This is a genomic window from Cellvibrio sp. KY-YJ-3 (genome assembly GCF_008806955.1).
Classification (GTDB): domain Bacteria; phylum Pseudomonadota; class Gammaproteobacteria; order Pseudomonadales; family Cellvibrionaceae; genus Cellvibrio.
Genome location: NZ_CP031727.1, coordinates 3,551,276 through 3,565,653, shown reverse-complemented (window position 1 = coordinate 3,565,653; position 14,378 = coordinate 3,551,276). Strand labels below are relative to the sequence as shown.

Below are 14,378 nucleotides of genomic sequence, written 5' to 3'. Positions count from 1 at the left end.
AGTAATAGGAAGCCGCCCGGTTTAATCCCGGGCGGCTTTTTTTTGATGGGATTTTTGTTTGTGATGGGAATAGTAATGTGGTGAATGCGAGTTAACTCGCCACCATAACGCGGTTGCGTCCCGCTTCTTTCGCGCGGTACAGCGCCTGATCCGCCCGCGCGAGCCATGCGCTGAAGGAGGTGTCCTGCGCAGAAAAAATAGCCACGCCCAAACTAATCGTTGCGCGCAGTTCTTTGGTCTCGTGATAAGCCGCAGTTGTCGCAATGCGATTACGCATCCGCTCGGCAAATTGCAGTGCACCTTCTGCGTCGGTTTGCGGCAGTAAAATCACAAATTCTTCGCCTCCATAACGGCTGGCGATATCCATCCCGCGCGCTTCCGCTTGTATCGCCTGCGCAATACTGCGGATCACCGCATCACCCGCGGCGTGACCGTAATGATCATTAATATTTTTAAAATGGTCGATATCCAATATCACCAGTGCGCCGCCGCTGCCCATGCGGCTGGTGCGGAGCCATTCACTGCTCAAGCGTTCATCCATAGTGCGACGGTTGAGCAGACCGGTAAGGCCATCAGTTTGGGCAAGGCACTCCAGGCTTTCGTTGGCGCTGTGCAGATCACTTAATAATTCATTGGTTGAACGTTGCCAGCGGGTAAACAGCTGGTAGCCAAAAAACGCGATAAATAAAATAATCATCGCGAATACCCAAAAAAATACCCAAGTGGTCTGCTGCAGAATCATGATGGCATTACTCACTTCAGCACTCATGGAACTGCTGCTAGTGATAAGCGCGCGATCCAACTGATTGCTCGCTAACTGAATCGTAGCCGCACCGTACACCAGCACACCGGTGGTAATTGCCCCCAGCAAGCGTAATACCGAGCGCCGTACATTGCCGCTGGCAAGGCGTAAATAGGCAGGGTGATGTTGTTGCCAGCGCGCAATTCTGGGCCACAAGAGCGCGAGCAGTGGGCCCACAATAAATACACTCTGCAAAAATGCGCCCAGCCACCAACCCTGCCAAATTGCTAACAGGGCAGTGCGATCAATGTGGTTGGTATTACACCAAATGAGTGCGCCGCTGGAGCTAAAAATGCTCGCCACAAAACTCAGCTGGATATAAAACAATAATGAATTGAAGTCGCGTAAGTTTTTATTCGCTGGAATCGCTTGATAGCCAACCGCCAGAATCGCAAAACCCAATGGGTTCGCGCAGGCAAAAATGATCGCCCAATGCCATGGCATGCCCGAATAAAGCGCCAGTGAAAGCGTGGATAAATAAGCAGGAATTGCCCCCCAGCGCCAACCGCAGGTGAGGGTGAGGAATAAACAAATAATCAGGGTCGGGTAAACGGTGATATAAACAGTGACACCGCCAAAATCCAGCGGTATACCCGACCAACTTTTTATTACCGATAGCAACCCGAGCGCGATACTTGCCAGCACCAGCGCAAACCAGCCACCAAAAATAATGGTTTTATCCCGACGGCTGCCAACCCGCCAGAGTTTGGTCGGGGAAAGTGCCCGGTAATGATTCAAACTGTCCAAAAAAAAGTCTCCAGCTTTTAATTCTCCAGTAGCAACTGTCCAATTGCTATCTAACCTGCTGTGAAGTATAGGGTTTCTTTTTTGTGGCGCGATAATTTTTGTTTTCTATTGGTTGACGAGGAAGTGATTGCAGGTAAAGTGAGGGCGTTCTTGGTGTAATGCCCTGTAATGGCTGTGTTTATCAGTATTTGATAAGGCTGCGGGTGATTGGTAATTAAATTTTTTGCGAGAGTGTAAATGAATCCCGACAACGAGAAAAAATATCAACGTCTGCGCTCACTTTTTTTTGGATTGTGCATAGTTGCGGCTGGTATGTTGTTTTTATCCAGCGCGAGCAATATTTATAAAAGTACTGCTGCCGCGCATTGGCCAGTGCACAAAGGTACCGTCACCAACGAATTGCGCGGTGCCTTGGCAGGAGGTTATTACGGTGGGCGTTGGTTGGAATATAGCTACGAGGTGGATGGTAAAGAATATCGCGGCACTCGTATCGGGTTTGGCATTAGTCGCCCGCAAACAGCGCTAAAAAATGGCGAGCTGATTCAGGTTTATGTAGACCCCGACGATAAAAATATCGCCGTCATTGCTGTCGGTATTTCCCGCAGTCATTTTATCGGGCTGCTTTTTTCAGTCGGTTTTGTGTGGTTGGGTTTTGTGATCTGGCGACGGACTCAATAAGGCTCGCACGATTTGCCAACAGGGTTTCGCTGCTATTAAAACACTAGGTTTGATCAGGCTGTTCGGGTTCTGTTGTGCCTTTTGCTTCTGAAGGATCAGTGGATATTTTGGGCGACGGCGATCCATGTTTTTGTTCGGCGGCCATCTTGGTGGCGATTTGCCAATGTCGATCGGTTTGCCCGCTGGGTTTACCTTCAGATACCCAAAGGTAATAAGCCAGTTCGCGGATCTCGTGTTCGTTAGGCATGATGAACTCCTCACAATGAATGAGTTCTTTTTATAACAGTCATCAAATTCCTTTTCGGTGTGTTACGCCCCATATAGGGTTTTATATCCTGACGCGTGAGGAATGCTCATACAAAATCTGTCAGCGCGACCCAGCCGCGAATTTTCCCGATATACACAAACGCGAGCCCCAATTTAGTTACATAGCGCGCATCACCCGCTGCAGGTGGGTCGTACTCTTCCAATCCTTCCAATGCCAGTGAGCTGTCTAGCGGTGGTTTCCACTGCATAGTTTGCGGGCTTTCCGGCATGCTCAATTCACTATCCGTCCAGACTAAACCATCGCGTTCAACGGGCGATGCATGGTTGAACTCGGCGGGGATAAACACGGCAGAAGTCCCCGCCATTTTTTTGTAAACACGTTGTCTCATTATCGATTCCGTTTAAGTGGATACTCGTTATTAACAGTCGCGCTATTAAAACAGCTGCGGTCAGTGTTGTTTTGATATGGGTCAACAGGATGCAAAAGCAGTGGGGTGACGATATGCTTGCAAGGCTCTACCTGAGTGAAACCGCACTACAAACCAACGGTAAGCTCGGTTACGTTCAGCCAATCGGCGAAAGAGCGATTCCTGGTCAGGTAGTGGATGCCAATTCAACTGCTAATTTTGGTGTGGGCGCTTTTTTATTGGCCGCCGCTGAAATGTATCGTTTGGTGAGTAAATAAAAAATGCAGCCATAAAAAATGAAAAGGTGAGCGGGGTGGTTTGGTTATGGGCTGTAATGCAATTTGCTGCTAGAGTCTGTTAAAGTCCAAGTTTTTGAACTGCAACAGATTTTTATGTCAGTAGCGCGCCCAAAGCAGAAAATAAGTTGCTGGTGCCGTGTATCGGCTCTATTAAGGTTGTAGCCTCCCATAAATGCCAATTGAAAAAATTGCTAAGTTAACCAGGTAAAACTAGAAAAAGTGCTATAGGAGCGCGAACCAATGGAAACCTGCTCTTTGTATCTAACAGCGACATCAATTGTGCTCGGGCTAATTTCAGCAGCGAGCTGGTTGCGCGCTAGCGTTATAAAAGTTAGCCATGAAAAAGCTATGAAAAATCGCGAAAAAGAAGCTGGCAAGCGTGGAGAGAGTCCAAATTACGCATCGGTAAGCTTGGATGGTTGGGATATGTCCGCCACATTTTCTGCACAATCAAAATGGAATGCTGCTGGGGCCTTCTTCGCTGCTAGTTCAATCTTGCTCCAAGCAATAGCCCAGATACTCGAAAATGTATAACAAGCGACTGCGGTAAAAAATCAATACCTGCCACGCCAATTTAAGTCGTGGTCTTGTTTACATAGAATCAAAAGCGTAACAAATATTGGAGTAGCGTATGGCATTCTATAAATCAAATTTGCGAGGGCAATTTCGCTTATTCAATTGTGGTCTGCTGATAACACTGTTTTTTATTTTAGCGATAGTAATTCTTCCAAACTCTGCATTTTCTGCGGGATCTGCTGAAGCAGAGGCTAGTGAAGATGACGCGTACTATGGGAACTATCAAGTCGATGGTCATCTTATGGGCATCGACCGTTTTGTTATGGATAATGGTGAAAAAGCAATGCTTATTTCGGATTACGCCTCAGGTGTCGTGCGGCGTTTGTTCCCTGTCAATGAAACGGAATTTGTAATGGGGCCGGGATTCAATACGCAGAATCCGACAGAGCTGACTGTTCGTCTGATGAAAAACAAGCAAGGTGTGACCACGGGGCTGAGGCTTCGCCGTGCGGACGGGACAGAATCGCTCGCGACTCGGGTTCAGCTACGCAAGGAGCAAGTATTTTTTCAACAGGCAGATGCAAAACTTTCAGGGACACTGATTCTTCCACCCTCGAAAGGCCGCAAGCCTGCGATCATTTTGTTGCATGGTTCAGGCCCCCTCACTCGTAACAGCTTTGGGCCTTATCCTCATTTCTTTTCCTCGTTGGGGCTCGCTGTTCTGATTTTTGATAAACGTGGAACGGGTGAATCCACAGGTCTGCGCATCGATGCGTCAACGGGGACGGCGATGAAATCCTCGTATTATCCTGATGATCTCGCCAATGATGTATTGGCGGCTTTGAATTTTTTGCAGCAACATAAAGATATTGATCCAGAAAGGATTGGCCTATGGGGTTCAAGTGAAGGAGGTATGCTAGCGACTTATGTTGCATCAAAATCAAAAGATGTAGCATTTGCTATCAACTCTTCAGGATTTATGGAGCCCTTATGGGAAACTCTGCAGTATCAGGTTGAACCAGTGCTGCGTGATGTAAAAGAGCCAAAGGAGGTAATTCAACGGCAACTGTCCTTTGTCGAGTTATGGTTACAAGTTGCCAAGACAGGAAAAGGTTGGGAGCAATTCAAACAGCAGGAAGCAGAGCTAATTAAAACTGACGGTTTTTCATTTTTTCAATCCCGTGGAGAATATAAATCGCTGGAAGAAATACGCTGGGACTGGAATCACGTCTTAACGTTTAATCCACAACACGCATTAGGGAAAGTGACTTGTCCAGTTCTTGGTTTGTTTGGTGAGTTGGATTCTGTAACACCTGCTTTTCGAACCGCGGAAAATATGAGGCGAGTGCTCACGGAGGCAAAACACAAGGATTTCACAATTAAAATTTTTCCAGGTGCTGGGCATTCACTGTCAGAATTGCCCACCAAAAGTCGTATGGCGCCGGGAGTTTTCGAAACCTTGAGTAGCTGGATCACCGACCGTGTTTATCCGGATGAGTGATACAAAAGGGAATATGAACAATGGGTATCGAACGTCCGCTTACTTTATAAAATGTTTCCTACAAAACACCCGAGCCAAGCTCGGGTGTTTTGTTTGTGGAGTTAGAATTGTCTGCACTGGAAAGCTACATATACAACCTTTGCGCCCGTGACTGCGTATCCATTATGCTTGGGAGATGGGTTTTTGTTCGCATCGTTACTAACGGGAGGCGCTTTTGTTTCGTTTTCAATCCAGTTTGAATATTGCTGCGCTTGTTTTGATTTTTATTGCGTTGGTTATTCCGAATCGTATCAGTGCTATTAACGCATCGTCTTTTTTAGTTATCCCTCTGGAATTGGTGGTAATTGGGTTGTTGCTCCTGCTGTCGGGGCGCGTTGGTATGGCGGTGCGATGGATGGCGGCGGTGTTATTGGCGGTGGGTGTGATTTTTACCTGTGCGGATATGGCGACTTTCAATGTGTTCGCGCGGCCGTTTAATCCGTTGTTTGATGGTTATTTGTTGGTTAACGGGATGAATTTACTCGATGGAACAATTGGTCGGGCGGGCACCTTGGCGATAGCGGTATTGCTGTTGTTTGTGGTGTTGATAATTGTGGTGGGGGCTTTTTGGGTGTTGGGGCGGGTGCGGCAGTTGTTGCTGGTTTCTGTGCGTACATCGGCGGTGGTTTTAACGGTTGGTTTGGTGTTGTGGTTGGTGTTGTTTTTTGTCGGGTCGCCATTTGCGGCAATGAAGTTCTATCAACATTTATCGGCGCATACCCATGACATGCTGGCTACGGCAGCAGATATGAAATTGTTTCGTGCGCAGCTGGATAAAAGTGATGACCCCGTGCGTGCTGATGAGAATGTATTGGCGTTGTTGCGCGATAAAAATGTGTTGGTCATATTTGTAGAATCTTATGGGCGCACGGTGTTGGATAACCCTGAGTTTGCGCCACATATTCGCCCCTTGCTGGCGCGCACGAGTGAGGAATTAGCGGAAAAAGGTTTTGCGGTGCGCAGTGGTTTTTTAACTTCACCTACCCTGGGTGGTTTGAGTTGGTTGGCTCACGGTACCGCTATGTCGGGTTTGTGGATTGATAATCAGATTCGCTACAACAGTTTGATGATGAGCGAGCGGCCTACACTTAATCGCGTATTTAATGCCGCAGGTTGGCGCACTGTGGCGGTAATGCCCGCGATTACTATGGATTGGCCGGAAGGAAATTATTATGGTTACGACCAAATTTATGATGCACACAATTTCGGTTACGCGGGTAAACCTTTTAATTGGGTGACCATGCCGGATCAATACACGCTTGCTGCATTTCATGCGCGGGAGCTTGCTGCACAATCGCCCAGCGCGACACCTACACCAGTGATGGCAGAGATCGCGCTGATTTCATCCCACGCGCCCTGGACACCCATTCCACAATTGATTGATTGGAATGCGGTTGGTGATGGCACTGTATTTAATGCGCAAGCGATGAGTGGTGATAGCCCGGAAGAAGTTTGGAAGGAAACAGCGCGTATCCGTTTACAATTTCGTTTGGCGATTGAATATGCGCTGGAGACTATCGCGTCTTACGTGATGAATTACGGCGATGACAATATGGTGGTGTTGGTATTGGGTGACCACCAGCCAGCGCCGATTGTTACGGGCGAAACGGGCGACATTAAAACGGTTAACCGCGATGTGCCAATCCATTTAATTACCCGCGACTCCGCATTGATAAATGCAGTGGCGCACTGGCAGTGGAGCAGTGGAATGGTGCCCGCTGCAGATGCACCGGTGTGGCCTATGAATGAGTTGCGTAATAAATTTATTGAGGCGTTTTCGCTACCTGAACATTAACGCGGTAGTGCGAGCAAATCCCAATGGCCGACTGTGCAATTGCCGTCGGCCACATTGGCAATGCGAAAATTTTTCCAGTTCTCCAGCGCCTGCGGTGTTAACCCATAACCTTCACTCACGGCAGCGGCAATACCATTAATTAATTCGGTCAACATGGCGTGATCTTTTGCTGCTAATTGCCAGGGGCTGGGTTGGATGGAGACCGCATAGCCTTTATTTTCCAGTGCTTTTTGTAAATATTCGGTACAGTCCGGGCCAAGCGCGGGGCCAAAACCTTTGTCGCGGTGCTGATCTTGGTTAAATGCGGTTAATACTTTTTCATCCAGCGGATGTGCCGGTGACCAAGTGGTTGTGCCGTCGTAATTCAGGGCGGCATAAACAGCGGTTTTGCGTGCATCGAGCCGCGCGACTAAGGCATCAATAAAAGTACTTGAGGCCAAATCAAATAACGCAGATGCCGACACTATGTGCGCGCCGGTCAGCGGTAGTTCCTCAATGATTGTTAAATCGGCTTGATAGTCTTCGATCAAACAATTTTTGCCGTGGCGACGCAGCGCTTCATCCAATAATTTTCCATCCAGGTCCACCAAACGCCACACAATATTGTTTGCACCCAATTTACTCAGCGCGCGCAGCGTGGAGCCAGTACCTGCACCCAAGTCAACAATAATGCGGTCGGGTGATACGCGGTCTATTGCTTGACCAAGCCAGTTCAACGCCTGTGTTACCAATGTTTTATCGCGCGCGGCAAAATCGGCGCCTTCGCGTAAATCCAACCATGCGATTGAAAAACTACTCATTGATTACTCACTTTTTCCTGCCATTGATTGTATGGATGGTTGTGTCGATAGTTTTGCTGTTAATTGCGCGCTTAGTTGCGCGCTTAATTTTGCAACTACGGCAGCGGTATCTTTCCAGCTGGGTAAATTTCGCGCTGCAGCCTGTGCACCTTGTTGTAATTTTTTACGTGCGGCAGTATCAGTTAACAATTCTTGCAGCGCAGCGGTGAGCGCGGAGGAATCTTGCGGAGCAACTAAAATACCGGCGCTTTCAGGCACTACGTCGGGCACTGCGCCGGCGCGGGCCGCCACAATTGGCAAACCAAAACTGAGTGCTTCCGCAAACGCCATTCCATAACCTTCAAATAATGATGGCAGCACAAATACATCTGCTGCGGCGTATTCGCTGCTTGGTTCGGCAATGCTGCCGAGAAAAACAATGCGCTGTTCAAGCCCATACTGCGCCACTTTATTTTTCAGTATCGATGTCCATTCCGGGTCAAACTCTGTGCCGCCCACGAGGCGCAGCGTCCATGCAAGTTGTTTAATCTTCGCGAGCGCATCGATTAATACGTCATGCGCTTTGCGACGGGTCAGTGTTGCCACACACAAGAGCACCGGCGGATTGCCGATACAGGGGGCAAAGGTTTGCGCATCGGTGCCAGGCAATGCAATCGTCATTTTTGCGGCGGGAATTGCAAATTGTTCGGCAAGAATTTTACCGGTCATTGGGCTGGTGACTATCACCGCCTTGGCCGCATTCAGTGCGCGTTGTTCGGATAAAAAAAGCTGCTGTATTTGCACACTGGATAAACCCGATTCAAGCATGAGTGGGTGATGGCACAGCGCAATAATATTTAAACGCGAGGCATGCTGCTCCGCGATAGTTTCCATCACACCGTAAGCAAGGCCGTCAATCATTACCAGCGCCTGGTCGGGGAGGGCAGCTAATTGCGCGGCGGCATCGGCTAGTGCGTTGGTGTCGGGCAGCGGAAAGCGAGAGGATAGTTGCAGATGTTCAACACTGTGACCCAGTGCGCGCAACTCTGCGATCAATCGTCGGTCATAGGCATAACCACCGGTGAGGGTGTTGATATCGCCGGGAATTGCAAAATAAATTTTAGCCATTGCACTCTACTCGTTGAAAATGTCGATAAACCCACGCGCGGCAATTCTCTATTAGTGTAGGGTCTATTACCAGCGACTTGCCTTGCCTATTGCGCGACTGACCCATAAGATCACGGCCATCGTATAGAGTTTACCTCTCACTATTAAAGATTTTGTGTATGCCAAATCCGTCTGTTACTCGCACTGCTGCCGCCCGCATTCCCACGCGCTATGGGGATTTTCAATTGTGTTATTACACCAATACGCTGGATAACAAAGAGCACCTCGCCTTTTACATGGGTGACCTGACTCGCGCAGAGGGCGTGTTGGCTCGTGTTCATTCAGAGTGTTTCACTGGTGATGTGCTTGGTTCATTGCGCTGCGATTGTGGTGAGCAATTGGACCGCGCGCTGGCGCTGGTGGCCGAGGAGGGGCAAGGCGTGGTGATTTATTTGCGTCAGGAGGGGCGCGGCATTGGCCTTGAGCAAAAGTTGCTTGCCTATAACTTGCAAGATCAGGGTTACGACACGGTTGATGCCAACCTTATGTTAGGCCATGGTGCCGATGAGCGAAGCTACTCGCTAGCCGCGTGTATTCTGGAGGATTTGGGTGTGCAATCCGTGCGCTTGATGACCAATAATCCCGCCAAGATCCAGGCATTAAAGGCCGAAGGCATCAAGGTGGTGGCGCGTGTGCCGCTGGAAATTGCGGCCAACGCCGAGAATAAAGGTTATATGATCACCAAAGCCAAACGCATGGATCATTTGTTATTTAGTAAGCCGTTTGTTTCATCCCATCACAGTGATTTGCATGAACCTCAATCAACGAATTGAAAACTGGCTGACCCAGAATAAAAACGCGTTTCGTTCCAGCGAGCGGCCCTTCGTGACCCTAAGCTATGCGCAAAGCCTTGATGGCAGTATCGCGCTGCGCTGCGATGAACCACTTGCGTTGAGTGGTGAAGAATCGCTGCGGTTAACCCATCAATTACGCAGCATGCACGACGGCATTTTAGTTGGCATAGGCACCGTATTAAGTGATGACCCACAGCTCACCGTGCGCCACTGGATTGGTCACAACCCGCAGCCAATTGTGTTGGACAGTCAATTGCGCATTCCAGCAAAAGCGCGCTTGTGTTGCCTGCCGGATAAACGCTGCTGGGTATTAACCACGGTAGATGATGAGGGTACCGTTATTGAAGGTTTGGAAATTACCGCGCTGCAAGGCAATGCCGATGGCCGTGTGTGTTTGCAGCGCGCGTTGAAGTTATTATGGAGCCGCGGCATAAAAAGTTTAATGGTGGAGGGTGGAGCCAGTGTTATCAGTGCGTTTTTAAAAGCCCGCTTGGTGGACGCACTGGTGCTCACTATTACGCCGCAATTTGTAGGCGGCTACAAAGCAGTGACTGGTTTAGGTAATCAATCGCGCGGTACATTTCCACAGTTAAAACCTTTTTTCTCTGAACGCCTGGGTGATGATTTAATCGTGTGGGGCAATTTAAATTATAGCGATCACACAGCATAAGGGATTACGCAATATGACGACTGACGCTGGCCAAAATAAACCTGTATATGCACAGCAACTCTGGTTCACCGGCATTGAACAAGTTGAAGTGCGCGGACAACCTCTTGCCGCACTGGCTGAAGGTGAATTGTTGGTGCAAGTGGAATGCTCAGCGATCAGTGCCGGTACCGAAATGCTGGTGTATCGCGGGCAAATTCCCAATGAAATGCCGCTTGATGCGACGATCACTGTGTTGCGTTCCCAGCAACAAGATCAGCAACAATATCCGCTGCAATACGGCTATGCCAGTGTTGGTATTGTTAAAGCAGTGGGTGAGGGTGTGGACGCCGCATTAATCGGTCAACGTGTATTTGCGTTTCAACCACACGCCAGCCATTTCATCACCACACCTGCGAATGTTATTCCTGTTCCTGCAGGCATAGCTGCGGAGGACGCCGTATTTTTACCCAATATGGAAACCGCTGTTAATTTAATTCAGGATGGCAGCCCCGCATTGGGTGAGCGAGTGGTGGTGTTGGGGCAGGGCATCGTGGGATTGCTGCTGGCAAATTTATTAGCGCAGTTTCCGCTGACTCAATTACACGGGGTGGATGCAATTGCTGTGCGCCGCGAGCGTGCTTTGCAACTCGGCGTAAGTGAGGTGTTCGATCCATTTTCGACGACAGATATTAATGCCCTTAAACAACAATTAAGTGTTGCAGAAAATAACACCGGTGCTGATCTCATTTATGAAGTGAGCGGCGCGCCCGATGCATTAAATTTGGCAATTGAGTTAAGTGGTTTTGCAAGCCGGATTGTTATCGGCAGTTGGTACGGTAATAAAACTGCAGCGATTGCGCTGGGTGGAAATGCCCATCGCAATCGCTTAAAAATTACCACCAGCCAAGTGAGTAGCCTTGCGCCGGAATTAAGTGGCCGCTGGGATAAGGGTCGTCGGTTTGAGCTTACCTGGCAAATGTTGCGCAAGCTGCAGCCCAGCCAATTAATTACCCATCGCGCCCCGCTCAGTGAAGCACCAGCACTTTATCAGCGTTTGCACCAGTCTCCAGTGGAGATACTGCAAGCCATTTTTTGTTATTCACACTCTTAATCTTTTTCAATTTATTAATTTTTAGCAGGCAGGGATTTTTATGTATACCGTTGCAGTGACCCGCGATTTTATCGCCAACCATTTTCTGATCGGCGGCGATTGGGGCAGTGAAAATTTTCCGCATGCACATCACTATGTGGCGGAAGTGAGTATTGAAAGCGACCAATTGGATAAACACGGTTATTTGGTGGATATTGTTGAGATAGAAGCGGCGCTGGATAAAGTAGTGGGGTACTTCCGCGATAGCCTGCTGAATGACAAAGAAGAATTTGCCGGACTAAACCCCAGCATCGAACATTTCAGTCGCATTATTAATGAAAAAGTCATCGCACTGATTCACCCACCCGGCACGGGTTCGCTCACGATCAAGCTATGGGAAAATGCCACCTGTTGGGCGGCGTATCGCAAATCTTTTTAATCTTGGGGAAGAAAAGCTAGGGTGTCTCTGAATTATTGGTCATTCTTGCGAATGCAGGAATCCATGCTGTTGATTTTTCTGGATACCTGCGTTCGCGGGTATGACGAGAAGTGAATATTTCAAAGCTTCCTTAGGTTTCAGTAATGGATTTGGTTTGTGCGTTAGTGGTATTGCTAGCGCTAGCGCGCAAACACGCCAACCCGATCAACAACACAATGGCATCGCGCACGCGCATGAGTGCAATTAAACCCAAGGCTGCGCTAGCGGGTAAACCCAATGTGTGAAATGACCAGAGTACAGATGCCTCCAAGGTGCCCACTCCACCGGGCATAGGTAACAACAGCGCCATGCGCATCGCCACTAAAATAATCAGAAAAGAATGCACGTCAGCTTCAATGCCCACTAAACGCAAAATCAAATACAGCTCACCCAATATTCCCATCCAACCGAGCAATGACAATAGCAGAGCGAGTGAAAAGCGAATTTTTTGTGTGCGCAGTGCAGTGCGTAAATCGTCGCTCAATGACTGCCAGTGTTGATTGATGTTGTTCAAACGATGATTGTGTTGCCAGCGTGCGGCAATGCGTTCAAGGCGATTATTTATCCACTGCGGTTGTTTCACTAAAACCCACGCCAGCAAAAACATCAACCCTAAAAAAATCAGCAGTGGCAGTAGCGCTGTTTGCCAGTCGCCGATAGCGTTGGATTTGATGATGTCGTATTGGATAGTGTCGTATTTGATAGTTTCGTATTGGAGGGTGTCGCCCACACCGGCAAGCAGTAATAACACTGCTAGCAACAGCACGGAAAAATTAACCCACAGCTCAAAAAACCGATCCAGCCCTAGGGATAAAAACGCTTTGCGCAGTGGCAGCCCGTATTTGTACAGCCAATAAATTTGCAGCGGTTCACCGCCAAATTGTGGGCCGGGGGTAATGAAACTTACTGCTTGCCCCGCTTGGCGAATTAACAAGAGTTTTAACAAATTAACCGGCGCGGCCAATGCCTGGGTTAATAATTGCCAGCGCAAGCCGAGCACCACAATAATAAGTGCGTTAAGCCCTAACCAAAAAATCCATTGCACGGCGCTGAGTGCACTAATGCTGTGGGTTATGTCGGCAAGGGGTAATTGTGCAAGTGTCCATGCTGCTAAAGCTATGGCGATTAGCCACAACAAGAGCGTAAAGAATGCGGCGCGCTGCATTAATTGTGCTCCTCACCATCGCGGCGGTTTACCCACTGGTCGTCCCACTGCCAGAGGCTGAAGCGGCCAGTGCCCAGCAGCATTAACCACACACCACTGAAAATAATAATTGCCATAATTGCATCAACAGGTTTATCGCCCTGCAATAAAGTAATTAATACCACTACCAACAACGCCCCTACACGGCCAGCCAACCCAAAAAAAGTCATGGCTACCGCAAGAAATAAAATAATTGGTAACCAGGTTAGCGATAAAAGGTTGTTGCTGGTTATGAACAATAAAAATGCAATAGCTAATGCCAGCCGTAACAATGGTTGCAAACTATTGTGGCTAATTTGCTCGAGGCGATTAAAAAAGTGGCTATTAGTTGTGTTGGATTCAATGCGGCCACTCACCATTAACCAATCCACCATAAAACCAAGCAGGATTGGCAGCATAAACGCGATACCGATAATTACTGTCAGTGGTGCCTGAAAGCAGGGTAATAAAATAAACGCGACAAACCCCATTTGAAAGCCCGCGAGCGTGCGGCGTAACATGCTGGGCATAAGTGGATAAACCGGTAAGTTATGTGTGCGCCGCCAGTACAGACCCCACACAAAAACATAATAGGCTGCGCTTACCAATAAAAAGCTCCAGTGAATTTTTCCGTAACCCACTGCTAATAACGGCGCAACCACTAACCCCAGCGCGTCATAAACCGTATCCAGCTCAGTACCCAATAAGCTCGTTTGTTTGCTGCGCCGCGCCACAAATCCATCCATGCGGTCCAGAATTGCTGCCAAGGTATACAACGCACCTGGAACCCAAGCCATTAATCCCGCAGCTTGCGGTTGAAACAAAAATCCCCCGGTTAATGCAATCAATCCACCGCGCAACAAGGTCAACCGGTTCGCCCAACCCAGAGTGGGGTAGAGTGGAGCACCTTCACTTGCGCGGTTCAACTCCAACCGCTGCCATAATTGCCAACACACATAAAACCATAAACAGTCCGCAATCAGTAACCATTGCAGCGCATTGAGCGCGGTGAACTGTTTAATGCTAAAGAACACCGCCAGCAGCACCGCCATACCCACTAAAATGGCCAGAAGTATTTCGTGTTTTACAGGTGATCGCATGGAGAGAGTCATCGTTAAATATCAGAGATACCATCCTATACGTGAAGGCGGGTTTTTTGGAGCAAAAATAGCACTGTTACCAATCTA

At 48.5% G+C, this 14,378-nt stretch carries 16 protein-coding genes; 9 read left to right on the top strand and 7 right to left on the bottom strand.

The genetic code is table 11. The annotated features are described in order from the left end of the window. Nucleotides 1-91: 91 nt before the first annotated feature. Entirely contained in the window at nt 92-1,549 is a 1,458-nt protein-coding gene (locus D0B88_RS15055) for a GGDEF domain-containing protein (protein WP_151058199.1), read from the bottom strand. A 237-nt stretch (nt 1,550-1,786) separates the two neighbouring features. On the opposite strand from D0B88_RS15055, the gene D0B88_RS15050 reads away from it, so the two are divergent. Further along, entirely contained in the window at nt 1,787-2,227 is a 441-nt protein-coding gene (locus D0B88_RS15050) for a DUF3592 domain-containing protein (protein ID WP_007641943.1), read from the top strand. Nucleotides 2,228-2,270: 43 nt separating this feature from the next. On the opposite strand, the gene D0B88_RS15045 is transcribed toward D0B88_RS15050, so the two are convergent. Together D0B88_RS15045 and D0B88_RS15040 are read right to left on the bottom strand one after the other, a co-directional pair. Then, on the bottom strand, nt 2,271-2,474 hold the full coding sequence (locus D0B88_RS15045; protein WP_007641941.1) for a DUF2934 domain-containing protein: 204 nt from the start codon (nt 2,472-2,474) through the stop codon (nt 2,271-2,273). A gap of 106 nt (nt 2,475-2,580) precedes the next feature. Then, nucleotides 2,581-2,883: a hypothetical protein gene (locus D0B88_RS15040; protein WP_151058198.1), complete on the bottom strand. Its 303-nt coding sequence runs from the start codon at nt 2,881-2,883 to the stop codon at nt 2,581-2,583. Between the two features lie 89 nt (nt 2,884-2,972). On the opposite strand from D0B88_RS15040, the gene D0B88_RS15035 reads away from it, so the two are divergent. The 4 genes from D0B88_RS15035 (at nt 2,973) to D0B88_RS15020 (ending at nt 7,051) form a co-directional block, all read left to right on the top strand. After that, the gene (locus tag D0B88_RS15035) at nt 2,973-3,179 is read left to right on the top strand and encodes a glycoside hydrolase family 88 protein (RefSeq protein WP_225318391.1); all 207 of its coding nucleotides are present in this window, start codon (nt 2,973-2,975) and stop codon (nt 3,177-3,179) included. 261 nt (nt 3,180-3,440) lie between these two features. Next, nucleotides 3,441-3,734, top strand: a complete 294-nt coding sequence (locus tag D0B88_RS15030; protein WP_151058196.1) for a hypothetical protein — start codon at nt 3,441-3,443, stop codon at nt 3,732-3,734. 97 nt (nt 3,735-3,831) lie between these two features. Beyond that, complete coding sequence (locus D0B88_RS15025) at nt 3,832-5,217, top strand: S9 family peptidase (protein ID WP_151058194.1); 1,386 nt, start codon at nt 3,832-3,834, stop codon at nt 5,215-5,217. A 214-nt stretch (nt 5,218-5,431) separates the two neighbouring features. Continuing rightward, a complete protein-coding gene (locus D0B88_RS15020; RefSeq protein WP_151058192.1) occupies nt 5,432-7,051 on the top strand; it encodes a sulfatase-like hydrolase/transferase in 1,620 nt (539 codons plus the stop codon). On the opposite strand, the gene D0B88_RS15015 is transcribed toward D0B88_RS15020, so the two are convergent. Further along, the gene (locus tag D0B88_RS15015) at nt 7,048-7,851 is read right to left on the bottom strand and encodes a class I SAM-dependent methyltransferase (protein WP_151058190.1); all 804 of its coding nucleotides are present in this window, start codon (nt 7,849-7,851) and stop codon (nt 7,048-7,050) included. The two genes, D0B88_RS15020 and D0B88_RS15015, sit on opposite strands and share 4 nt — an antisense overlap. A 3-nt stretch (nt 7,852-7,854) precedes the next feature. Beyond that, on the bottom strand, nt 7,855-8,958 hold the full coding sequence (locus D0B88_RS15010; RefSeq protein WP_151058188.1) for a glycosyltransferase family 4 protein: 1,104 nt from the start codon (nt 8,956-8,958) through the stop codon (nt 7,855-7,857). A 158-nt stretch (nt 8,959-9,116) separates the two neighbouring features. Here D0B88_RS15010 and ribA point away from each other — a divergent pair, with 158 nt between their 5' ends. The 4 genes from ribA to D0B88_RS14990 are packed head-to-tail and all read left to right on the top strand — an operon-like array spanning nt 9,117 to nt 11,969. After that, nucleotides 9,117-9,770 carry a GTP cyclohydrolase II gene (gene ribA / locus D0B88_RS15005; RefSeq protein WP_151058186.1) on the top strand — a complete coding sequence of 218 codons (654 nt, stop codon included), beginning with the start codon at nt 9,117-9,119 and terminating at the stop codon, nt 9,768-9,770. Then, nucleotides 9,748-10,461 (top strand): RibD family protein, encoded by a 714-nt coding sequence (locus tag D0B88_RS15000; protein WP_151058184.1) that lies wholly within the window; start codon nt 9,748-9,750, stop codon nt 10,459-10,461. Before ribA ends, D0B88_RS15000 begins: the two co-directional genes overlap by 23 nt. Before the next feature lie 13 nt (nt 10,462-10,474). Beyond that, nucleotides 10,475-11,551 (top strand): zinc-binding dehydrogenase, encoded by a 1,077-nt coding sequence (locus D0B88_RS14995; protein WP_151058182.1) that lies wholly within the window; start codon nt 10,475-10,477, stop codon nt 11,549-11,551. A gap of 40 nt (nt 11,552-11,591) precedes the next feature. Beyond that, the gene (locus tag D0B88_RS14990; protein WP_007641930.1) at nt 11,592-11,969 is read left to right on the top strand and encodes a 6-carboxytetrahydropterin synthase; all 378 of its coding nucleotides are present in this window, start codon (nt 11,592-11,594) and stop codon (nt 11,967-11,969) included. A 130-nt stretch (nt 11,970-12,099) separates the two neighbouring features. Here D0B88_RS14990 and D0B88_RS14985 read toward each other — a convergent pair whose 3' ends face one another. Both D0B88_RS14985 and D0B88_RS14980 read right to left on the bottom strand, forming a co-directional pair. Further along, nucleotides 12,100-13,173: a lysylphosphatidylglycerol synthase transmembrane domain-containing protein gene (locus tag D0B88_RS14985; protein ID WP_151058180.1), complete on the bottom strand. Its 1,074-nt coding sequence runs from the start codon at nt 13,171-13,173 to the stop codon at nt 12,100-12,102. Then, nucleotides 13,173-14,291, bottom strand: a complete 1,119-nt coding sequence (locus D0B88_RS14980) for a CDP-alcohol phosphatidyltransferase family protein (protein ID WP_191966452.1) — start codon at nt 14,289-14,291, stop codon at nt 13,173-13,175. The genes D0B88_RS14985 and D0B88_RS14980 overlap by 1 nt, the downstream gene beginning before the upstream one ends. Between the last annotated feature and the right edge of the window lie 87 nt (nt 14,292-14,378).

Excerpts from the sequence above, each read along its gene's own strand:
- D0B88_RS15050 (WP_007641943.1), top strand. The coding sequence starts at position 1,787 with ATGAATCCCGACAACGAGAAAAAATATCAACGTCTGCGCTCACTTTTT.
- D0B88_RS15045 (WP_007641941.1), bottom strand. The coding sequence starts at position 2,474 with ATGCCTAACGAACACGAGATCCGCGAACTGGCTTATTACCTTTGGGTA.
- D0B88_RS15040 (WP_151058198.1), bottom strand. The coding sequence starts at position 2,883 with ATGAGACAACGTGTTTACAAAAAAATGGCGGGGACTTCTGCCGTGTTT.
- D0B88_RS15035 (WP_225318391.1), top strand. The coding sequence starts at position 2,973 with ATGCAAAAGCAGTGGGGTGACGATATGCTTGCAAGGCTCTACCTGAGT.
- D0B88_RS15030 (WP_151058196.1), top strand. The coding sequence starts at position 3,441 with ATGGAAACCTGCTCTTTGTATCTAACAGCGACATCAATTGTGCTCGGG.
- D0B88_RS15025 (WP_151058194.1), top strand. The coding sequence starts at position 3,832 with ATGGCATTCTATAAATCAAATTTGCGAGGGCAATTTCGCTTATTCAAT.
- D0B88_RS15015 (WP_151058190.1), bottom strand. The coding sequence starts at position 7,851 with ATGAGTAGTTTTTCAATCGCATGGTTGGATTTACGCGAAGGCGCCGAT.
- D0B88_RS15010 (WP_151058188.1), bottom strand. The coding sequence starts at position 8,958 with ATGGCTAAAATTTATTTTGCAATTCCCGGCGATATCAACACCCTCACC.
- ribA (WP_151058186.1), top strand. The coding sequence starts at position 9,117 with ATGCCAAATCCGTCTGTTACTCGCACTGCTGCCGCCCGCATTCCCACG.
- D0B88_RS15000 (WP_151058184.1), top strand. The coding sequence starts at position 9,748 with ATGAACCTCAATCAACGAATTGAAAACTGGCTGACCCAGAATAAAAAC.
- D0B88_RS14995 (WP_151058182.1), top strand. The coding sequence starts at position 10,475 with ATGACGACTGACGCTGGCCAAAATAAACCTGTATATGCACAGCAACTC.
- D0B88_RS14990 (WP_007641930.1), top strand. The coding sequence starts at position 11,592 with ATGTATACCGTTGCAGTGACCCGCGATTTTATCGCCAACCATTTTCTG.
- D0B88_RS14985 (WP_151058180.1), bottom strand. The coding sequence starts at position 13,173 with ATGCAGCGCGCCGCATTCTTTACGCTCTTGTTGTGGCTAATCGCCATA.
- D0B88_RS14980 (WP_191966452.1), bottom strand. The coding sequence starts at position 14,291 with ATGCGATCACCTGTAAAACACGAAATACTTCTGGCCATTTTAGTGGGT.